This is a genomic window from Tenacibaculum sp. Ill, assembly GCF_051938915.1.
GTDB lineage: Bacteria > Bacteroidota > Bacteroidia > Flavobacteriales > Flavobacteriaceae > Polaribacter > Polaribacter larymnensis.
The window spans coordinates 1,567,042-1,587,502 of record NZ_JBPSCW010000002.1; the positions used below are offsets into that span (position 1 = coordinate 1,567,042).

Annotated in this window: 20 protein-coding genes; 13 read left to right on the plus strand and 7 right to left on the minus strand. The window is 32.7% G+C overall.

Features of this window, described 5'->3' with window-relative positions:
* The first annotated feature begins 40 nt into the window (after positions 1-40).
* Positions 41-2,275, plus strand: coding sequence for a phosphatidylinositol-specific phospholipase C domain-containing protein (locus tag ACTPNM_RS07500; protein WP_440121207.1), 2,235 nt, complete (start codon positions 41-43; stop codon positions 2,273-2,275).
* Positions 2,276-2,356: 81 nt separating this feature from the next.
* On the plus strand, positions 2,357-3,190 hold the full coding sequence (locus tag ACTPNM_RS07505; RefSeq protein WP_440121208.1) for a hypothetical protein: 834 nt from the start codon (positions 2,357-2,359) through the stop codon (positions 3,188-3,190).
* Between the two features lie 8 nt (positions 3,191-3,198).
* On the opposite strand, the gene ggt is transcribed toward ACTPNM_RS07505, so the two are convergent.
* The 3 genes from ggt to ACTPNM_RS07520 form a co-directional block, all read right to left on the minus strand.
* On the minus strand, positions 3,199-4,878 hold the full coding sequence (ggt, locus tag ACTPNM_RS07510) for a gamma-glutamyltransferase (protein ID WP_440121209.1): 1,680 nt from the start codon (positions 4,876-4,878) through the stop codon (positions 3,199-3,201).
* 6 nt (positions 4,879-4,884) lie between these two features.
* Positions 4,885-5,472: an ACP phosphodiesterase gene (locus ACTPNM_RS07515; RefSeq protein ID WP_099213779.1), complete on the minus strand. Its 588-nt coding sequence runs from the start codon at positions 5,470-5,472 to the stop codon at positions 4,885-4,887.
* A gap of 64 nt (positions 5,473-5,536) precedes the next feature.
* Positions 5,537-7,000, minus strand: a complete 1,464-nt coding sequence (locus ACTPNM_RS07520; RefSeq protein ID WP_440121210.1) for an aminoacyl-histidine dipeptidase — start codon at positions 6,998-7,000, stop codon at positions 5,537-5,539.
* 70 nt (positions 7,001-7,070) lie between these two features.
* On the opposite strand from ACTPNM_RS07520, the gene recR reads away from it, so the two are divergent.
* The 3 genes from recR (at position 7,071) to ACTPNM_RS07535 (ending at position 8,490) form a co-directional block, all read left to right on the plus strand.
* On the plus strand, positions 7,071-7,688 hold the full coding sequence (gene recR / locus ACTPNM_RS07525; RefSeq protein WP_440121211.1) for a recombination mediator RecR: 618 nt from the start codon (positions 7,071-7,073) through the stop codon (positions 7,686-7,688).
* Between the two features lie 153 nt (positions 7,689-7,841).
* Positions 7,842-8,051: a hypothetical protein gene (locus ACTPNM_RS07530; protein ID WP_440121212.1), complete on the plus strand. Its 210-nt coding sequence runs from the start codon at positions 7,842-7,844 to the stop codon at positions 8,049-8,051.
* Between the two features lie 4 nt (positions 8,052-8,055).
* Positions 8,056-8,490 carry a DUF2335 domain-containing protein gene (locus tag ACTPNM_RS07535; protein WP_440121213.1) on the plus strand — a complete coding sequence of 145 codons (435 nt, stop codon included), beginning with the start codon at positions 8,056-8,058 and terminating at the stop codon, positions 8,488-8,490.
* Between the two features lie 43 nt (positions 8,491-8,533).
* Here the strand turns inward: ACTPNM_RS07535 and ACTPNM_RS07540 are convergent, their stop codons facing one another.
* From ACTPNM_RS07540 to ACTPNM_RS07555, 4 genes are all read right to left on the minus strand, one after another.
* Positions 8,534-9,118 (minus strand): CopD family protein, encoded by a 585-nt coding sequence (locus ACTPNM_RS07540; RefSeq protein ID WP_440121214.1) that lies wholly within the window; start codon positions 9,116-9,118, stop codon positions 8,534-8,536.
* A 2-nt stretch (positions 9,119-9,120) separates the two neighbouring features.
* Positions 9,121-10,149, minus strand: a complete 1,029-nt coding sequence (hemH, locus tag ACTPNM_RS07545; protein WP_440121215.1) for a ferrochelatase — start codon at positions 10,147-10,149, stop codon at positions 9,121-9,123.
* A gap of 13 nt (positions 10,150-10,162) precedes the next feature.
* Complete coding sequence (locus tag ACTPNM_RS07550) at positions 10,163-10,678, minus strand: TrmH family RNA methyltransferase (protein WP_440121216.1); 516 nt, start codon at positions 10,676-10,678, stop codon at positions 10,163-10,165.
* A 77-nt stretch (positions 10,679-10,755) separates the two neighbouring features.
* Positions 10,756-11,637: a helix-turn-helix transcriptional regulator gene (locus ACTPNM_RS07555; protein ID WP_274640098.1), complete on the minus strand. Its 882-nt coding sequence runs from the start codon at positions 11,635-11,637 to the stop codon at positions 10,756-10,758.
* Positions 11,638-11,848: 211 nt separating this feature from the next.
* Here ACTPNM_RS07555 and hemA point away from each other — a divergent pair, with 211 nt between their 5' ends.
* The 8 genes from hemA (at position 11,849) to hemF (ending at position 20,453) form a co-directional block, all read left to right on the plus strand.
* Positions 11,849-13,120: a glutamyl-tRNA reductase gene (gene hemA, locus ACTPNM_RS07560; RefSeq protein ID WP_274640239.1), complete on the plus strand. Its 1,272-nt coding sequence runs from the start codon at positions 11,849-11,851 to the stop codon at positions 13,118-13,120.
* A complete protein-coding gene (hemC, locus tag ACTPNM_RS07565) occupies positions 13,104-14,690 on the plus strand; it encodes a hydroxymethylbilane synthase (RefSeq protein ID WP_440121217.1) in 1,587 nt (528 codons plus the stop codon). The genes hemA and hemC overlap by 17 nt, the downstream gene beginning before the upstream one ends.
* Before the next feature lie 3 nt (positions 14,691-14,693).
* Positions 14,694-15,656 carry a porphobilinogen synthase gene (gene hemB / locus ACTPNM_RS07570; protein WP_440121218.1) on the plus strand — a complete coding sequence of 321 codons (963 nt, stop codon included), beginning with the start codon at positions 14,694-14,696 and terminating at the stop codon, positions 15,654-15,656.
* A 58-nt stretch (positions 15,657-15,714) separates the two neighbouring features.
* Positions 15,715-17,004: a glutamate-1-semialdehyde 2,1-aminomutase gene (gene hemL / locus ACTPNM_RS07575; RefSeq protein ID WP_121147525.1), complete on the plus strand. Its 1,290-nt coding sequence runs from the start codon at positions 15,715-15,717 to the stop codon at positions 17,002-17,004.
* Between the two features lie 44 nt (positions 17,005-17,048).
* Positions 17,049-18,080 carry a uroporphyrinogen decarboxylase gene (gene hemE, locus ACTPNM_RS07580; RefSeq protein WP_121147524.1) on the plus strand — a complete coding sequence of 344 codons (1,032 nt, stop codon included), beginning with the start codon at positions 17,049-17,051 and terminating at the stop codon, positions 18,078-18,080.
* Positions 18,081-18,100: 20 nt separating this feature from the next.
* Positions 18,101-18,703, plus strand: a complete 603-nt coding sequence (locus tag ACTPNM_RS07585) for a TlpA family protein disulfide reductase (protein WP_121147523.1) — start codon at positions 18,101-18,103, stop codon at positions 18,701-18,703.
* 70 nt (positions 18,704-18,773) lie between these two features.
* Positions 18,774-19,520: an EI24 domain-containing protein gene (locus tag ACTPNM_RS07590; protein ID WP_425659130.1), complete on the plus strand. Its 747-nt coding sequence runs from the start codon at positions 18,774-18,776 to the stop codon at positions 19,518-19,520.
* Between the two features lie 30 nt (positions 19,521-19,550).
* Positions 19,551-20,453: an oxygen-dependent coproporphyrinogen oxidase gene (gene hemF / locus ACTPNM_RS07595; protein ID WP_440121219.1), complete on the plus strand. Its 903-nt coding sequence runs from the start codon at positions 19,551-19,553 to the stop codon at positions 20,451-20,453.
* Positions 20,454-20,461 lie beyond the last annotated feature (8 nt).

The window sequence follows — 20,461 nt, forward strand, 5'->3', positions numbered from 1 at the left end:
AGAAATGGTCTAACGATAGTAATAATATAAAGAAACTAGTATGAAAATTAGGTACAGTCTTAAACGAGGAGAATTTTTGAAGAGAGGTGAATGTATTACTTCAACTAATGGGGATTATACATTGACCCTTCAACATGATGGTAACTTGGTTCATAAATCAAGATGGGAGGATGGAGACCATACTAATTGGAATGCAGGAACTAATCCAGACGGTGTAAAAGCAATAATGCAAGGTGATGGCAATTTTGTTGTTTATGATAAACACCACAACGATTTATGGGATAGTGGTACCGATGGCGAAGGAGAAATTGTAGTTTGTAAAGACAAGGGAGAAGATAAAGGAAGGGTAGTGATTTACGATAGGGATGGAGAAAATGTATGGGATACACCACAGGATGATAGTCATGGACCAGGACCAACTAATAGTTTTTATGTTGAAGTGAAAATTGACAATACGGATTGTCCTTATGATTTATTTCTGGATCGTAAATGGGGGGAAAGGACCGCACATTGGAAGTATGACGGAAATGATTTTTCTGTAATTAAATCTGGAATAAATAGAACGTTATACCTATTAAACAGTGATAGAGGGGGGCTTAGTTTTTACTGTTTGCCTTACGGAAATGGAAGACGGTTTTATATGAACATGGCATTCACTAATCCAAAATGCTCACGTAATAATGCCGAGGGATCCCAATTTACAGGCTTACAAAAATATTCAACTTCAGGTCACCCTTTGAAGATAAGATATAAAATAGGAACACCAAATTTAGCAGGGTGGGAAAATAATGAAGTGTATACACCTAAAAGAGTTTGCCACTTCAGTCATATAAAACCTAAAAAACTTCCCAAAAACAGTAAAGTATCAATTAAAAATGCTCGTGTTAAAATAGTGATAGACAATTCACTTAATCATCACCCTATGTATCTTCAAAAGATATGGAATAGAAATGGTAAACCAATAGATAAAAACTGGTCAGAAATACCAACCAATATTCTTCCGAAAGAAACAAAGACTTTCTATTTAAATACTAAAAACACTGCAGGACTGCATTACAAAACAGCTAATCTATTTTCTAAAACAGGAAAGCAAGTAGATATGGTTATGGCTTTTTATCATCCATCAGATAAAAGTGGTAAACAATACTTTTATGGAGAAGGTTCACAGATGACAGGGTTAAGAGCTTACAAGACACAAACGAAGCATAATCAGGTAGAAATTAAGTATCAGATATTTTCTCAAAACACTGCTTTTTGGTATAATGGATCAACTTACCCTTTAGTTCGTAGGAATGAGAAACATCACCCCAAAAAGTTCCCCAATTGGATGGAGTCAAATAAAGAGATATTAAAGTCTAAAAAACTTTATGAGATATGTATTCCAGGTAGTCATGATTCAACAACTTACACATTAGGTAGAATTGGATGGTCACCACCTCAATTTGGTATAGCTAAATGTCAGTCAGAAAATATTGAAAAGCAACTTGAATTAGGGGTTAGGTTATTTGATCTTCGATTAATTTGGTATAATGATCAAATTTATTTGCATCATGGTGATTACACAAGTAACGATTACTACACTATACCATTCAAAGAAGCGATAAAAGCTTTTAGTAATTTTCTTAAAAAACATACTAAGGAAATTATATTTCTTATGTTTTGGCAAAGACCATCAAATAAAAACGGGGAATATTGGTCAGCAGAGCACGATGAAGAGACTATTAAAATAATAAAGAATGAATTTGAAAAAAAACTCATTATAGAGAACGAAGTTAATAACACTTTTGAAGAGTTCTTGAATAAGAGAAAGAATGTTCTCATTTTCTATAACAATTATAACAAGAAACAAGAAAAGTACAATTTTTTACACCCTCTTCCAAGCGCATCTCATGAAGGGGCTTCAATGACAACTGAAGCAATTTTTTTTAAAACATATAATGGATTAAAGCATAAAAATAATGATAAATTTTTCATTAGTCAAGCTCAAGGAACACCAAATGGTCCATACACACCTAACCATATCAATGTTGGATCAGGTAACGAGAAACAATTAAATAAATCCGAAGACATCTATAATCCATATTTATCATATGGCTCTTATAGTTCTCAGTATGACCCAGCAATGGTTGATAGTTTATATTTTGGACCTACTATTCGGATTCCTCAATGGATTAGAGAAGAATGGTGGAACTCCCCTATTAATTTTATGTGGGTAGATTTTGTTGAGCAATCTGATTTTGTACAAGCATGTATAGAACGAAATTTTATTTCTTAATTCTTTTAAACGAGTGATAAATTAGATTGTGTACTTCATCTTATTAACAACTTATATAACAATGTGTAAAATAAATGTATTATGTATAAATCAGATAATTGTATATTAAGAAATCCAATGCCTAGTGGAGCTATCGAACCTAATTCAAAATCTATAAATGGTATGTTGGAGTTTGATGGGTATTATTGGTGGACGAACTATCCATTTGGAATTTCAAATTCTGGCTATTGGTTCAATAACCAACAATGGGATCCACGTTGTGCAACCGTAGATAGTAATGGATTACATTTAAAAATGAAAGAAACACAACTACCTAACGGTCCCAAACAATGGTCTTCAGTGGAGTTAGTGTTGTGGGGAAAGGTAGCTAATAATCCTAATACTACTGGAAACCCACCGCAACGTATGTATCCTGGATATGGAAAATACTTAGTTGCAGCAGAAACACCAGTAGGTAATTTTAATGATATAGCTAATAATTGTTGTTTTGGAGTGTTTACATATCAATTTGAAAAAGACTCATCGATAACTAATAGTCATAGAGAATTGGATATGTTGGAATGTAGTAGATGGAATAAGCCTAGTGATCCAACAAATGCACAGTTTACATTACAGCCTTGGGAACCTTCTGGTAATGTACATAGAATTACATTGAAAGATAATGGAAAAATAACGATTGTAATGGATTGGAAAGACGAAAATACACCAGTAGTTTATTCGATTTATTACGGTATATACGATTTAAATAGTTTACCTGCTACACCTGATATAACATGGACAACAGCAGTGAGTCAAAATCAGTATATTCCTAATGAAGGATGTCAAACTGTACATTTAAATTTATGGAGAGAACCACAAAGTTATACACCTTCTAAAAATCAAGAAGTCGTGATTAAAAAGTTTCAATATCAATAAGATTATTGTTAAAACCCTACTGCGGTGTCGTCTCCTCTATGATCTGCACCACCTTCTAATTTTCCGTTAGGAAGTACTAAAATAGCATCTACTTTTCCGATAACAGGTGAGTTTGTTTCGTCTAATTTGTATCCTAATTGTTGTAAGTCTTTTTTTACTTGTTTGTTAAAACCTTTAGGCTCCATTTTAATAACATCAGGTAGCCATTGGTGATGGAAACGTGGTTGATTCACGGCTTCTTGCATTCCCATGTCAAATTCATGAACATTTAAAATGGTTTGTAATACGGAAGTAATAATTGTTGAGCCTCCAGGAGTTCCTACAACCATATGTAGTTGACCATTTTTCTCTACAATAGTAGGAGTCATAGAGCTCAACATACGCTTTTCAGGTTCTATTTTATTAGCTTCAGCTCCAACTAAACCGAACATGTTGGGTACACCTGGTTTGCTTGAAAAATCATCCATTTCGTTGTTTAAGAAGAATCCTAAGTCAGCGCAATATAGCTTAGAACCATAAGCACCGTTAATTGTTGTGGTAGCAGAAACCGCATTTCCAAATTGATCAATAATAGAGTAGTGAGTGGTTTCATCACTTTCAATCATAGTAATACTTCCGTGAGAGACATCAGTAGAAGAAGTTGCCTTTTCAAAAGAAAAATCATTCATTCGATCTTTTGTGTATTCTTTACTTGTGAGAGCTTCAATTGGGATTTTTACAAAATCAGGATCACCCAAATAAAAACTTCTATCAGCATAGGCTCTTCGCTCTGCTTCTGTAATAACCTGTATGGCTTTTGTAGAATTATGTCCGAATTTGTTTAAGTCAAAAGGTTCAATTCCATTCATAATTTGTGCTAAACAAATTCCGCCACTGGCAGGTGGGGACATAGAAATGATACGTAAATTGTCGTAGGTAAAGGTAATTGGGGTTCTCCATTTAGCTTCGTATTTAGCCAAATCTTCTTCAGTTATAATTCCTCCATTGGCTTGTATAAAAGTAACGAGACGTTTTGCTGTTTCACCTTTATAAAATTCGTCCCTACCATTTTGTGAAATACGCTCTAAAGTTTTGGCTAAAGCAGGATATTTAATAGTGTCACCCTTTTTCCAAGGTTTATCAAAAAGAATAGGGTTTTTGTTTACTTCTAAAAAATAATGTTGGTATTTTTTTATACGATCTTCTTGTTTTTGAGTAACGATAACTCCTTTTTTAGCTAGAGCAATGACTGGTTTTAAGATTTCTTGAATAGGTAATGAACCAAATTTTTTATGTGTAGCAAAAACACCAGCAACTGTTCCTGGGATTCCTACTGCCATAGCCCCTAATGTACTTTTGTTTTTAATTACATTTCCTAAGTTATCTAAATACATGTCTTTATGAGAAGCAAGAGGCGCTTTTTCACGATAATCTAATGCGCCAATTTCTCCTGTGTTTTTTCGGTATACCATAAACCCACCACCACCAAGATTTCCAGCGTATGGATATGCTACAGCTAACGCTAATTCAGTGGCAACCATGGCATCGAAAGCATTTCCTCCTTTTTGTAGAATATCGGATCCAATTTTTGAAGCTTCTTTACGAGCAGAAACTACCATAGCTTTTTCAGTAATTAGACCTATTGCTTTTTCTTTTTTACAGTTGCATAGTAATATTAATGCTGAAAGAAATAAGAATGTTTTTTTCATATGTTTTTAGCTTAATTCTTTTAGTTTTTGATGAGAAAATTCGCGTAAATCTTCAAAAAAAGTAGTAAAATCATTTTCAAAAATTTGATAATGCTCTAATAAATCTCCAGTAGCCAAATTCATTTTTGATTTACCATTAGTGCGCTTATTCATTCCGTTTAAGACTTCTTGAATTCCTTTAGCAAATTGGTAGTTATATAACCAATTGTATTGTACCATATAAGGAAGTATTTTCTGAGTTTTCTCAGGAAGAATATCAATGTTTTCTTGAAGCAATTTATAAACTGAGTTTACATAAATGTTTAATGGGATTTCTGAGTAATTTCTCCAGTTTTTTGCTAAATAATGATCGTAAAAAATATCAATAATTACACCATCATAGTGTCGGTAACGTTCGTGTAATCTTCGTTTGCTAATTCTAACAATTTTGTGCGCATCTGTATAGGTGTCAATTTCTCGATGTAGTAATATACCTTTTTGAATGTCTTCATGAAAGTGAGAAAACTTATTACCTTTTATATGGTCAGCTATGAAGTTACCAATCATAATATTGGTGTTGCTTTCAGAAAGGTATAAATGCGCTAAAAAATTCATTTTATAAATGTAAACAAAAAACCACAACTGAAAAGCTGTGGTTTTAAAGTTTATGTGTAAGTCTTTAATTCTTTACAGGAGTGTTCTTTAAAATTTCTAATAAAAACTTCCAGAATTTTTGTGTTGATGATATTTGTGCGCGCTCATCAGGTGAATGAGCACCTTTAATATTTGGTCCGAAAGAAACCATATCCATTTCTGGGTAGTTTTGACCTAAAATACCACATTCTAAACCTGCGTGACATGCAGCTACAATAGGTTTATCGTTGTGTAATTCTTCATATAAGTCAGTTACAGTTTTTAATATTTCAGAATTTACGTTTGGTAACCACCCTGGGTAAGAACCTGAAAATTCTACATCAAAACCAGCTAATTCAAAAGATGAACGTAACGAGTTGGCTAAATCCCATTTATTAGTTTCAGAAGAAGAACGTGTTAAACATCCAATTTTAATAGCTCCGTCTTTTACAATAATACGAGCAATATTATTTGAAGTTTCTACTAATCCTTCAATATCAGGACTCATACGGTATACACCATTTAAAGCAGCGTAAACAGCTTTAATCAATCCTTCCTGAACACCTAAGTCCATTACGTTTTCTGGAGTATTAATCTCTTTTAATTCAATAGTAAGGTTGGGTTCTAATGTTGAAAACTCAGCTTTAATATTGTTAATAAGCTCATGTATTTCAAATAAGAAAGGTTCTTTAGAAACAGCATCAATAACTACAGTAGAAAAGCTTTCACGAGGGATAGCATTACGTAAACTACCTCCATTAATTTCTGCAACACGTAATCCGAAGTTAGTAAAACCGTCAAATAATAAACGGTTCATAATTTTATTCGCGTTTCCTAAACCTTTAATAATATCCATTCCTGAGTGACCACCATTTAATCCTGTAACAGAAATTTCATAGGCGATTGTATTTTCAGGAGTAGTCTCTTCATTATAACTTCTAGTAGCAGTAACATCTACACCACCAGCGCATCCCATTCCTATTTCATCATCTTCCTCAGTGTCAAGGTTCAATAAAATTTCACCTTCTAATAATCCACCTTCAAGCCCCATGGCACCAGTCATACCTGTTTCCTCATCAATTGTGAATAAAGCTTCGATAGCTGGGTGAGCAATATCAGTAGATTCTAAAACTCCCATAATAGCAGCAACACCTAAACCGTTGTCAGCTCCTAACGTAGTTCCGTCAGCTTTTACCCAATCACCATCTACGAACATTTTGATTCCTTCGGTATCAAAATCAAAAACAGTATCAGCATTTTTTTGGTGCACCATATCTAAATGGCTTTGCATAACCACTGTTTTTCTGTCTTCCATTCCAGTTGAAGCAGGCTTGCGAATAATTACATTCCCAACTTTATCAACCATGGTTTCAAGATTTAATTTCTTACCGAAATCTACCATAAACTGAATTACTCTTTCTTCTTTTTTAGAAGGGCGAGGTACAGCGTTTAAGTCGGCAAAATTTTTCCAAACAGCTTTTGGTTCTAGGTTTCTTATCTCTGAATTCATGTGAATTGAAGTTTTAATTTTAAAGCTACGAAGATACTTAATCCTTATCGAAAAATTGTAAATTCGCAACATGGATTTTTCGTCAAAATTATTAGAAAATGCAGTAAATGAAGTGAGTCGGTTACCAGGAATTGGTAAGCGTACAGCACTTCGTTTGGTGTTACATTTATTAAAACAACCGAAAGAGAATACGAAGTATTTAACAGAGGCTTTAACGCATTTACGTAACGATGTAAAATCGTGTAAAAAATGTCATAATATTTCTGATACAGTGTTATGTGATATTTGTAGTAATCCGAAGCGAAATGCAGAGATTGTATGTGTGGTAGAAGATATTCGTGATGTAATGGCGATTGAAAATACAGCGCAATACAGAGGTTTGTACCATGTGTTAGGAGGGAAGATTTCTCCTATAGAAGGAATTGGTCCTCAGAATCTACAAATTGAATCATTAGTAGAAAAAGTAAAAGAAGGCGAAATTAAAGAGTTGATTTTTGCTTTGAGTTCTACGATGGAAGGTGATACCACCAATTTTTATATTTATAAGCAAATAGAACAATACGGAGTAAAAACATCAACTATTGCTAGAGGAATCTCGGTAGGGGATGAGTTAGAGTATGCAGATGAGGTGACGCTTGGACGAAGTATAGTAAACAGAATACCTTTTGAAAATAGTTTAAAGCATTAAAGTTTATAGATGTATTTTTATGTTTAGGTTGTGCATAGAAAATGTATTTTAAGCGATTGTATTTAAAACTGCAGAAAAAATATTCAAAAGATTATTATTTGTAGTTAACTTAGCAAAAAACTAAATTAGCCAATTATTGGATATTATCATTTTATGAGTAAATCTGACAAAAAACTGTTATTGAATTTATTGGGAGGAGCTCTTGCGATTGTAGCTATCTATAAAATTTTTTCTGATGATGATAGAAAGAAGAGAAGAAAGAAGTTACTTGAAAATGATGGTTTTGATTCTGATAGAAAAAAAATGTCAAACGATTTTGAAAATATAAAATCAGATTTGATATCAGCTAAAGAGAAATTGTAGAAAAATGCATAATTCAAGTGAACAATTAGGTCATTTAAGCCAAAACGATCAAAAATTATCTATTGCTAAGAAATACTTTTCAGGCCCAGTGCCTAGTCCTGAAGATTTGATGAAATATGAGCAAATTATTCCTAATGGAGCTGAACGTTTTATGTTGATGGCAGAAAAGGAACAAGAACATAGGCATTATGTTAAAAAAGCTTTATTAGAAGAGGATAAAAAAATTACCCAGCAAGAGTTTCAAATAAAAAAAGTAGGTTTGTTTTCTGCTTTAGGAATAGCGATTTTGATAGTTTTAGTATGTTTTTTTGCTTTTTACAAAGGGTTTGCGGATCAAGCTAGAAGCATAGCTACTTGGGGGCTTATAGGTGTTGTGAGTTTGTTTATTACAGGCAAAATGCTTTCATACAAGTCTAATTCAGAATCTGATGAAGAGTGATTAAAAGAAGGAGGTGTAACTAAGCTTTTTAAAGGTAATTTTTTTAATCTTTATTATCCTTATCAATCAACTCTTGTTCGTATTTATCCCAAGATTTTTTAGCTCTTACTTTTTTATAATAACGAATACCAATCATCAATAATACTCCAAATAAGATAATTCCTACAACTCCCCAAATCCAGTTAATAGCACTTTTTAAAACCACTAAAAATACAACAGCAAATAAAATTACAGTTGGAATTTCATTAAACATGCGAAGTTTATTAGGTGTGTATTTAATCTCGTCACGTTGTAGTTTTTGGTAGATTTTATGACAAAAACCGTGGTAAAAATACAGCGCTAATACAAAAGCTAATTTCACATGCATCCACGGCATTTTTAAATAATAAGGATTTTTATATAGCATCCAAAAAGCAAAAAAACTTGCTAAAAATAAAGAAGGCCAAGTAATAATGTACCATAAACGTTTAGACATTAACTTGTATTGGGTTTGTAATATAGACTTGGCTGGCTCGTCTTTTTTTTCTGCCTCTATATGGTAAATAAACAGACGACCTATGTAAAATAATCCGGCAAACCAAGTTACTACAAATATGATATGTAATGCTTTTACGTATAAAAAATCCATAATTAATTCTTATTGAAATCGTTAATCCATCCTGCTAAAACATCTACCCATTCATCATTATCATTAATACAAGGAACAGTGTAAAACTCTTCACCACCAGCTTCCAAAAATTCATGTTTACCCTCCATTGCTATTTCTTCTAAAGTTTCTAAACAATCAGAAACAAAAGCGGGAGTTACTATCGCTAGTTTTTTAATCCCTTCTTTTTCAGCTTTGTTAACAATTGTTCTATCGGTGTAAGGCTGTAACCAAGGGTCAACACCTAAACGAGATTGGAATGAGGTAGAAACTTTACTTTCGTCTAGGCCTAATTCAGAAATTACATTTTTGGTAGTTTGATAACATTGGTGACGGTAGCAAAATTTATGAGCTTCAGAAGAAGTATTACAACAACTTAAATTTCCTGCCTCAGGGTTACAGTGCGATTTTGTAATGTCAGATTTTCTGATGTGTCGCTCAGGTACTCCATGATAAGAGAATAAAATATGGTCGTAATCTTTATCAGATAAATAATCTTTTATGCTATTAGATAATGCTTTGATGTATTCTGGTTTGTTATAAAAAGCAGGTACATCGGTAATTTTCATGTTAGGAAAGAATTCTTTTCTTAACTCTTCAGCTAATACCAAAATAGTTTCAGTAGTTGCCATGGCAAACTGAGGATATAACGGAACTAATAAAACTTCAGTAACCCCCTTATCATGTAACTCTTGTAATCCACTTTTAATTGATGGATTCCCATAACGCATTGCTAAAGCAACAGGGAGTTTTGTTTTTGCTTGTACTTTGTTTTGTAAACGTTCTGATAGTACAATTAAAGGAGAACCTTCTTTCCACCAAATTTTTTGATAGGCTTCTGCCGATTTTTTAGGACGAGTATTTAAAATAATACCTTTAACAATAAACGTTCTTAACCAATAAGGAACGTCAATAACACGTTCATCCATTAAAAATTCCCCTAAGTATTTTTTTACGTCTTTTGGGTTTGTACTTTCTGGTGATCCAAGGTTTACTAATAAAACTCCTTTCATATTTTGGCTGAATTTATTTCAGAATCTTTTTATTTAATTGGTTTGTTGTTTCGTATAGAGCAATAGCTAAGCTATGAATTACATTCATGCTAGAGTTACGTCCATACATTGGTATAGCTACAGTTGCATCTACTAAGTTAACGTTTTCTATACCATTTCTTTCGCTACCCAAAAGTAATACAATTTTAGAATGTGAAGTAAAATCGTAATCGCTAATGTTTATGCTTTCATCGGTAATTTCAATACCAATAATGGTGTTTCCTTCTTCTTTTAATTCATGGATAAGTTGTTTAAAATTCCCATAGGTATCATATGGTATTTGTTGAATAGTATTTCGAGCAGTTTTCTTGACAATTCTATTATCTATAGAAGGAGAACTTTCATGTAAATAGATTTTAGACACTCCAAAACTTTCAGAGATACGAAAGCACATTCCTATATTTTCAGGAGTACGGATAGCATCACATACAATAGTTACTGGAAAATCTTGCTGATTATTTTCTATATCATAATGAGTTAGTTGTTTCATTTTGTAAGCTTTTAATTTTGTCTACTGTCTACTGTCTACTGTCTACTGTCTACTGTCTACTGTCTACTGTCTACTGTCTACTGCAAACTCATTACATATTGTTTAGGTGTAGTGCCAAATTTCTTTTTAAAGGCTGAAATAAAGTGGCTAGAAGTACTATAACCAACTTGTAACCCAACTTCATTTACATTGTACTGATTGCTTTCTAATAGTTTACGAGCATGTTCCATTTTATAATCAAATAAAAAGCTGTACACCGTATCACCATAAATTTGCTTAAAACCTTCTTTTAGCTTTTTTAAGTTCAAGCCTACTTCATTTGCTAAATCTTGTAAACTTGGTGGTTCACTCATTCTAGCAATAATAATATCTTTTGCTTTTCTAATTTTTAAAACCTCACGATCATCAACTAAGAAAGGACAGTATTCTTCATTGGTGTTTTCGCCACTGTCAAAATGTAAACTCAATAATTCATATGTTTTACCTTTTATATAAAGGTCTCGCATTGAGCTTTGGTTTTTTGCAGTTAAAATTTGTTGAAGCACCAATAGAACATTAGCATTTATTTCTGCATTGTCGTAATATTTCTTGTTTTTATTGTTTTCACTTAAAAAAGGGATATAGCTAGCTTCTTTTGAAAAAAATGTATGGAATTTTTCAATAGAAATTAGCACGGATACCAAAGAGGTTTTTGGTAATATTTCTAAGTTAATTGGTAGATCTTGTTGTGGATTATATAAGAAAATTGAATGCTTGTCTAAAACATTAAAAGTGTAGCTGTTATTGTTAAAATGAAATTTACAATTACCTTTAACACAGTAGTGTAGTTGTATATAAGAGTTGTCTATATCTCTTTTGAAAAACTCTATTTCTTCAGAGTTATTCTGAAATTTTAGTACAAAAAAACCTTGTTCTATAGGAACTTCTCTAAATGTACTTTCTGCGATGTTTTTTGACATGGATTCAGTGGTTTTTATAAATCTTATTATTTAGAATGATTCTAAAATAAAATGTTTCTCCTAGTCTATTTTACTGCAAAAATACACTTTTGTGTAAGTTTTTAAGGTGTTTTTGAGTGAAAAAACGAATAGCGACATTAAAAGTTCTTTTAGCGATACTTTTTTTTGTTCAATATTTATATTTTTGACCGACTTTTTTGAAGAAGACTCAATGACAGTAGAAAACAAACATCATAGTAATTTATACAACATAGGCGTTAGTTATAAAAAAGCTGATGCTGCGATTAGGGGGAAATTTAGTATTTCTAAAGAAAATCAAATTCAACTTTTAGAGGAAGCAAAACAAAAAGGGGTAGACGGAATTTTTGTATTGTCTACTTGTAATAGAACAGAGATTTGTGGTTTTGCAGAACACCCTTTTCAGTTAATAAGTATGTTGTGTAAATACTCAAATGGTTCTGTAGAAGAATTTGCCAACGTATCAAACGTATATAAAAATAAAGAAGCCATTAACCATTTGTTTAGAATGGGAACAGGGTTGGATAGCCAAATTTTAGGAGACTACGAAATAGTTGGGCAGTTACGTCAGGCATTTAAGCAAGCTAAAGAAGTAGGAACTACAAATGCATATTTTGAGCGTTTATTGAATCATGTAATGCAAGCAAGTAAGCGAGTTAAAAATGAAACTAAATTAAGTTCAGGTACAACTTCTGTATCGTATGCAGCTGTTCAGTATTTAATTAATAATTTACCAGATTATAATTCAAAAAACATTTTAGTATTCGGTTTAGGTAAAATGGGAAAACATACCTGTAAAAACTTAGCAGAGTATACTCAAAATAAATCAGTAAGTTTAATTAATAGAACTGAAGAAAAAACTTCAGCGTTTGTAAAAGAGCATAGCTCAATAATAAAAGCATCATATGCAAATTTAGCAGAAGAAGTTCATAAAAGTGATGTACTAATCGTTTCTACTGGAGCTAGTTTTCCAACAATAACAAAAGAACATGTTCCTGCAGATAAAGAATTGTTGATTTTAGATTTATCAATGCCAGCGAATGTATCAAAAGAAGTTGCTGATTTAGATAATGTAACGATGGTGAATGTAGATGATCTTTCAAAAATTACTGATGAAACATTAGCTATACGTCAACAAGAAGTACCAGTAGCCGAAGCGATTATTGAAACTCATAACCAAGAATTTCAAGAATGGTTAAATCACAGAAGATTTACCCCAGCAATTACCGCTTTAAAAGAATCGTTACAAAACATTCAACAAGGAGAAATAGCCTTCCATAAGAAGAAAATTAAAAATTTTGATGAAGAACAAGCAGAAATATTAACATCAAGATTTATTCAAAAAATAACCACACAGTTTGTTAAACACTTAAAAGACGAAGAAACTTCAGTAAACACAAGTATTGAAGTAATGGCTAAAGTGTTCGGAGCAAATTTAGAATCCATCCATGCAGAAGATAATTAGAATAGGTACACGCGATAGCCAATTGGCTATGTGGCAAGCAAAAAAAGTTCAAAAACTTTTAGAAGAATTAGGTCATCAAACTCAATTAATCCCCGTTAAAGCAACGGGTGATTTAGTTTTAGATAAACCCCTTTACGAATTAGGAATCACAGGAATTTTTACTAAAAATTTAGATATCGCCATGTTGAATGACGATATTGATATTGCAGTACATTCTATGAAAGATGTTCCTACAGTATTGCCAGAAGGTATTATACAAGCAGCTGTTTTAAAACGTGCAAATTATAACGATATTTTGTTGTTAAAAGACAATGAAGAGTTCATGGCACAACCTAATGGAGTAATTGCTACAGGGAGTTTACGTAGAAAAGCTCAGTGGTTAAATCGTTACCCAACACATACCGTAGAAGGCTTACGTGGAAACGTAAATACACGTTTACAAAAGTTAGAAGATAACGATTGGAACGGAGCCATTTTTGCAGCGGCAGGACTAGAAAGAGTTGGTTTACGACCTAAAGGAGCAGTTAATTTAACATGGATGATACCAGCACCAGCTCAAGGAGCTATTATGATTACTGCTTTAGATGAGAATGAAGAAATTAAAGAGATTTGTACAGAATTAAATGACAAAGACACTGAGATTTGTACAGGCATAGAACGTGAGTTCTTAAATCGTTTAGAAGGTGGGTGTACAGCACCTATTGGGGCATTAGCTTTTATAAATGAAAAAGAAGAAGAAATTAACTTTAAAGGAGTTTTACTAAGTAGAGATGGTAAAAAGAAAATTGAAGTTAGTAAAAAAGTAAAAGTAGGAAAGCATAAATATGTAGCAAAAGATTGCGCTAATTATGTGATTGATAAAGGAGGGAAGTTAATTATGATGGAAGACGAAGGAATTGAAAAAGAGTTTTCAATCTATTCGACAAAAAAACTATCTGAAGCGCAAAAGAAATTATTACCAACACACATGAGTGTTCAGGATAGTGATTTTATCAAAATTCGTTTTAACAGAATTGCTCCTAAAGTAGTAAAAGAAGAAATAGAAAATGTAATTATTACAAGTAAAAATGGGGTAGAAGCACTTTTAAACTCTTTTACTTCAGATGAATTGCAATTTAAAAATATTTATTGTGTTGGAAGAAGAACTAAAAAGTTAATTGAACAACGCATTGGTAAAGTAACACACTCAGAAAGAAATGCTAAAAAACTATCTGAGTATTTATCAAAAGAATTAAAAGGACAAGAGGTAACTTACTTCTGTAGTAATTTACGATTAGATACGTTACCACTTATTCTTAAGGCGAACGATATTGTTGTAAACGAAGTCGAAGCTTATAAAACAATGTACAGTCCAGCAAAAGTTGATGAAAAAGTAAACGGAGTATTATTTTACAGTCCATCAACAGTTGAAAGCTACATGGAAAAAAACACTGCTGATAAAATAGCTTTTTGTATTGGAGATAGTACTGCTAATGAAGCAAAAAAACATTTTAAAGAAGTACAAATAGCAAAGATGCCAACCGTAGAAAGTGTACTAGAGTTGGTAAACCTTCACTTTGTAAAAGAATAAACTATGTTTAGAACACGCAGACTAAGAAAAACAGAAAATATCCGTCGTTTAGTTCGAGAAAACAAACTATCGGTAGATGATTTTATATACCCATTATTTATTGAAGAAGGAACAGGTATTGAAACAGAAATTCCTTCTATGCCAGGAATCAATCGTTATTCGTTAGATACCATTTCTAAAGAATTAGATGAAGTTGTAGCCTTAAAAATTCCAGCAGTTTTATTATTTGGAATCCCATCTAAAAAAGATGATGAAGGCACCGAAACTTGGAATGACAACGGAATTATGCAACAAGCAATCCGATTCATTAAAAAGAACTATCCAAGTTTGTATGTAATTACAGATGTATGTTTCTGTGAATACACCTCACATGGTCACTGTGGAGTTATACACGATAACGATGTAGACAATGATGCTACCTTAGTAAACTTAGCAAAACAAACAGTTTCGCATGCAAAAGCAGGGGCAGATATGGTAGCACCATCAGGAATGATGGACGGAGCAATCGCTATGTTGCGTGAATCATTAGATAATACTGGTTTTGCGAACTTACCAATCATGGGATATTCTGTAAAATACGCATCAGGATTTTACGGTCCTTTTAGAGAAGCGGTAGATTCAGCACCATCATTTGGAGATAGAAGAACTTATCAAATGGATCCTTCTAATAGAGATGAAGGATTACGTGAAGCAACTTTTGATGATGAAGAAGGAGCAGATATTTTAATGGTAAAACCAGCCCTATCATATTTGGACATCATTAGAGATTTAAAAAATAATTTTGATAGACCAATCGCTTGCTATAATGTAAGTGGAGAATATTCAATGGTAAAAGCAGCCGCTGAAAAAGGATGGATTGATGGTGAAAAAGTAATGATGGAGAGCTTACTTTCTATGAAAAGAGCGGGAGCAGATATTATCATAACTTATTTTGCCAAAGAAGCTGCTAGAGTTTTAACGAGATAATTTAAAAATGGGTTTATCAACTAAAAACTCATAATTAACAACTAATAATTAGCGAAGAATGAGCTTTAAGAAATCACAAGAATTATATAACAAAGGATTAGAAAACTTAGTAGGAGCAGTAAATTCACCAGTACGTGCGTTTGCTTCTGTAGGAGGAAACCCTTTATTCATAAAAAAAGCGAAAGGAAGCAAGATTACTGATGTAGATAATAATTCATACATCGATTTAGTATTGTCTTATGGTCCAATGATTTTAGGACACCGTCATAAAAAAGTAGAAAAAGCCATTAGAAAAGCTTTGAAAAAAGGATATTCTTTTGGAGCATCAACAAAAGGTGAAATTAAATTAGCAAAAATTGTTTGTGATGCTTTCCCAGGAATGGACAAAGTTCGTTTTGTAAATTCTGGTACTGAGGCGGTATTAAGCGGAATTCGTTTAGCGAGAGCGTTTACTGGAAAAGACAAAATTATAAAGTTTGCTGGTTGCTACCACGGACACCAAGATGCCTTATTAGTGGCAGCAGGTTCAGGTTTAGCTACGTTGAGTTTACCAGGAAGTAAAGGAGTGCCAGAAGGAGCTGTGAAAAATACGTTGATTGCAAACTACAATGATTTAGAAAGTGTAAAAGCACATTTTGAAGCTCATGATGATATTGCAGGAGTTATTTTAGAACCTATTGCAGGAAATATGGGAGTAGTAACTCCACAAAATGATTTCTTAAAAGAATTAAAAGAGTATGTAAACTCAAAAGGAGCCTTGTTGATTATTGATGAGGTAATGACAGGTTTCCGTTCTAAGTTCGGAGGAGCACAAGAAGTATTAGGTGTTGAAGCTGACATTACTTGTTTAGGAAAAGTAATTGGAGGAGGTTTTCCAGTAGGAGCGTATGGAGCACGTAATGAAATCATGGAAACAGTAGCTCCATTAGGAGGAATGTACCAAGCAGGAACTTTATCAGGAAATCCAATTGCGATGGCAGCGGGAATTTCAACTTTAACAGAATTAAAGAAACAAAATCCGTACGAAAAGTTTAACGAGATTGCTCAGATCATTGAAGTATTCTTATTAGAATCAGCAAAAAAGCATGGAGTTGAAATTACAGTTAACCGATTTGGTTCGATGATAAATCCATTCTTTACCAATAAAAAAGTAACCAACTTTGAAGAAGCACAAACTTCAGATACAAAGAAATATGCTACTTTCTTTTGGGAGATGACTAGAAATGGTGTGTTTTTACCTCCAAGTCAGTTTGAAGCTTGGTTCTTATCATCAGCTTTAACAGAAAAAGATATTCAAGAGATAGCGAACGCCATTGATAAGTCGATGGAAGCAGTATCAAAAATGTAGAATAAATAATTGTCATTACGAGGAAGAATGACATACAGATAGACATGATAAAAAACGATTTATTTTTAAGAGCTTTAAAAGGAGAAACAGTTGACCGTCCACCAGTATGGATGATGCGTCAAGCAGGAAGGTATTTGCCAGAGTTTATGGAAATTCGAGAAAAGTACGATTTCTTTACACGTTGTAGAACTCCAGAATTAGCTTCAGAAATTACAGTACAACCAATTCGTAGATACGGAATGGATGCTGCGATATTATTCTCAGATATTTTAGTAATTCCACAAGCAATGAATATTGAAGTGGAAATGAAACCTAACTTTGGACCTTATTTGCCAAATCCTGTAAGAGATAAAAAAGGGTTAGACAACGTAATTATACCTGATATTCATGAAGAATTAGGATATGTGATGGATGCTATTAAAGCAACCAAAGAAAAGCTAAACGATGAAATACCATTAATAGGTTTTGCGGGGTCTCCATGGACAATTTTATGTTATGTTGTACAAGGACAAGGGTCTAAAAATTTCGACAAAGCAAAAGAATTTTGTTTCACTCAACCAATTTTGGCACACGAATTGCTTCAGAAGATTACAGATACCACAATTGCATATTTAAAAGAAAAGGTAAAAGCAGGTGTAAACGCTGTACAAGTTTTTGATTCTTGGGGAGGAATGTTATCTCCAACAGATTATCAAGAATTTTCATGGCAGTACATCAATCAAATAATAGAAGCATTGAAAGATGATGCTCCAGTTATTGCTTTTGGTAAAGGGTGTTGGTTTGCCTTACATGAAATGGCACAATCAAACGCCTCAGCTTTAGGAGTAGATTGGACATGTTCAGCAAGAAATGCTCGTTATTTAACAGGAGGAAATATTACCTTACAAGGTAACTTTGATCCTTCAAGATTGTTGTCTCCACCAGCTGAAATAAAAAAGATGGTACACCAAATGATAAATGAGTTTGGTAAAGACAAATATATTGTTAACTTGGGGCACGGAATTTTACCGAACATCCCGCTAGATAATGCAAAGGCATTTATTGACGCGGTTAAAGAGTATAAAGCCGACAGATAACCCCCTTTAAATAATTAAAAATGAAGAATTTATATTTTGTTTTGATGTGTTTTTTAACAACCGTTATTTTCGCACAAAATAAAACGTATTACAATTTTGCAGTAAACAATTGTGTAGAAGAAAGTGCTGAAGGTTTGATTGATAAGTGCATTAAAGGCTCTTATTTGTTAAATTATAATTTTACTACGATGGATAGTAAAACGGTAAGTACTGACAAAATTAACAAGCCAATTGTGCTTATAGCCAATGCAACTTGGTCAGCTCCATGTTGGGGAGATGTACCAGCTTTAAACAAAATGGTTGAAAAATATAATGACCAATTAGAGTTTGTTATGATTTTTTGGGACAAAGAAGCTAAAGTTAAAAGAATGGCTGAAAAACTAGATAAAAGAATCAAACTAGTACCTGCAAGAGAAATAGATAAAGTTAAAAAAGGTTATTTAGATATTAGTGGATTTGTTCACAAGCTAGATTACCCTACAGCTTATTTAATTAACAAAGACAAACAATTTGTAAACGTTAAAAGAGGAGCAGCAACACCAACAAAAGAAGTAGGTTGGGATAAAGTAAACGAAATTAATACAAAGAATTTTGAAGACTTTTTAGCACCAATTTTAAAGTAAATAGATTCAACAATATTTTACAGACCTCTTTCTTTATTGAAAGAGGTTTTTTATTTTCACATAAAAAAATATGATACAAAATATAGTAAAAGGAATTCAAGCTTATTTTGGAGCTTTTGGAATGATTTCAAAACTAAAACTATGGAAGTATTTTATCATTCCAATGTTTATAAGCCTATTAACAGCAACATTTGTTGGCTTTATGGCATATACATTTTCAGATAACATAGGTCATTATGTAGCAAATTTTTGGAAATGGGAATTTGGTAAAGAAACCTTTGAAGTAATTAGTACTTTTTTAAGTGGATTACTTATTGTGGTAATAGGTTTGGTATTATACAAACATATTGTAATGGCTTTATCTGCACCTTTTATGAGTCCCGTTTCAGAAAAAATTGAAGATTATCTTAGAGGAGAAGATCATACGCATAGAATAACTTCTTTTCAAGAACAATTAATTAGAGGTATACGAATAAACCTTAGGAATTTAACTAGAGAACTCTTATTGACAATTCCTATCTTATTATTAGGGTTGATTCCTGTGATTGGTATTGTTTCAACTGTGTTACTATTTTTAATGCAAGCATATTATGCAGGTTTTGGTAATATGGACTATACGCTTGAACGTCATTTTAAATACAGAGAAAGTATCAACTTTGTAAAAGAAAACAAGGGGTTAGCTATAGGAAATGGAGTTGTATTTATGTTATTTTTATTAATTCCAGTTATTGGAGTAATTCTGGTATTACCATTATCAGTAACCGCAGCTACTACAGAAACTATTAAAAAAATACAGCTTAAAAAATTACCAGAATAAGTACTTTTGCACTTCAACAGAAAGAAACACATGAAAGAACAATTTTACGCCTACATTCAAGAATTACAAGATATCATAACATCTAAATTAGAAGCTATAGATGGTAAAGCTAAGTTTCAAGAAGATTTATGGAAGCGTGCTGAAGGTGGAGGAGGTAGAACTCGTGTGATTGAAAATGGAAATATTTTTGAAAAAGGAGGTGTAAATATATCTAAAGTTTTTGGCGAGTTACCTGAAGCATTAAGAAAGCAATTTGGAGTGGAAAGTGGCGACTTTTTCGCTTGTGGATTAAGTTTAGTAATCCATCCAAAGAATCCATTTGTACCTACAGTACACGCTAACTGGCGTTATTTTGAAATGTATGATAGTGATGGAAACATTGTTACACAATGGTTTGGTGGTGGACAAGATTTAACTCCGTATTACTTATTTGAAGAAGATGCAAAACATTTTCACACTGTTTGTAAAGAAGCTTGTGATAAGCACAACCCAGACTTTTATCCAAAATTTAAAGAAACCTGTGATAACTATTTCTGGAATGCACACAGAAATGAAGCACGTGGTTTAGGAGGTTTGTTCTTTGACTATTTAAAAGAAACAGAAGAGTTCTCTATGCAAGATCGATATGATTTTGTTACCGAAGTAGGAAATAGCTTTTTAAACTCATATGTACCAATTGTTGAGAGAAGAAGAGATATAGCGTACACTCAAGAGCACAAAGATTGGCAAGAAGTACGTCGTGGTCGTTATGTAGAATTTAATTTAGTACACGATAGAGGAACCTTATTTGGTTTAAAAACGAACGGACGTATAGAAAGTATTTTAATGAGTTTACCACCAACGGTACAGTGGAAATACAATCACCATCCAGCAAAAGGTTCTGAAGAAGCAAAATTATTAAAGGTATTGGCTAAACCTAAAAACTGGGTATAATTTAAAAC

Coding starts and splice junctions, on each gene's coding strand:
- ACTPNM_RS07500 (WP_440121207.1), top strand. CDS start 41: ATGAAAATTAGGTACAGTCTTAAACGAGGAGAATTTTTGAAGAGAGGT.
- ACTPNM_RS07505 (WP_440121208.1), top strand. CDS start 2,357: ATGTATAAATCAGATAATTGTATATTAAGAAATCCAATGCCTAGTGGA.
- ggt (WP_440121209.1), bottom strand. CDS start 4,878: ATGAAAAAAACATTCTTATTTCTTTCAGCATTAATATTACTATGCAAC.
- ACTPNM_RS07515 (WP_099213779.1), bottom strand. CDS start 5,472: ATGAATTTTTTAGCGCATTTATACCTTTCTGAAAGCAACACCAATATT.
- ACTPNM_RS07520 (WP_440121210.1), bottom strand. CDS start 7,000: ATGAATTCAGAGATAAGAAACCTAGAACCAAAAGCTGTTTGGAAAAAT.
- recR (WP_440121211.1), top strand. CDS start 7,071: ATGGATTTTTCGTCAAAATTATTAGAAAATGCAGTAAATGAAGTGAGT.
- ACTPNM_RS07530 (WP_440121212.1), top strand. CDS start 7,842: ATGAGTAAATCTGACAAAAAACTGTTATTGAATTTATTGGGAGGAGCT.
- ACTPNM_RS07535 (WP_440121213.1), top strand. CDS start 8,056: ATGCATAATTCAAGTGAACAATTAGGTCATTTAAGCCAAAACGATCAA.
- ACTPNM_RS07540 (WP_440121214.1), bottom strand. CDS start 9,118: ATGGATTTTTTATACGTAAAAGCATTACATATCATATTTGTAGTAACT.
- hemH (WP_440121215.1), bottom strand. CDS start 10,149: ATGAAAGGAGTTTTATTAGTAAACCTTGGATCACCAGAAAGTACAAAC.
- ACTPNM_RS07550 (WP_440121216.1), bottom strand. CDS start 10,678: ATGAAACAACTAACTCATTATGATATAGAAAATAATCAGCAAGATTTT.
- ACTPNM_RS07555 (WP_274640098.1), bottom strand. CDS start 11,637: ATGTCAAAAAACATCGCAGAAAGTACATTTAGAGAAGTTCCTATAGAA.
- hemA (WP_274640239.1), top strand. CDS start 11,849: ATGACAGTAGAAAACAAACATCATAGTAATTTATACAACATAGGCGTT.
- hemC (WP_440121217.1), top strand. CDS start 13,104: ATGCAGAAGATAATTAGAATAGGTACACGCGATAGCCAATTGGCTATG.
- hemB (WP_440121218.1), top strand. CDS start 14,694: ATGTTTAGAACACGCAGACTAAGAAAAACAGAAAATATCCGTCGTTTA.
- hemL (WP_121147525.1), top strand. CDS start 15,715: ATGAGCTTTAAGAAATCACAAGAATTATATAACAAAGGATTAGAAAAC.
- hemE (WP_121147524.1), top strand. CDS start 17,049: ATGATAAAAAACGATTTATTTTTAAGAGCTTTAAAAGGAGAAACAGTT.
- ACTPNM_RS07585 (WP_121147523.1), top strand. CDS start 18,101: ATGAAGAATTTATATTTTGTTTTGATGTGTTTTTTAACAACCGTTATT.
- ACTPNM_RS07590 (WP_425659130.1), top strand. CDS start 18,774: ATGATACAAAATATAGTAAAAGGAATTCAAGCTTATTTTGGAGCTTTT.
- hemF (WP_440121219.1), top strand. CDS start 19,551: ATGAAAGAACAATTTTACGCCTACATTCAAGAATTACAAGATATCATA.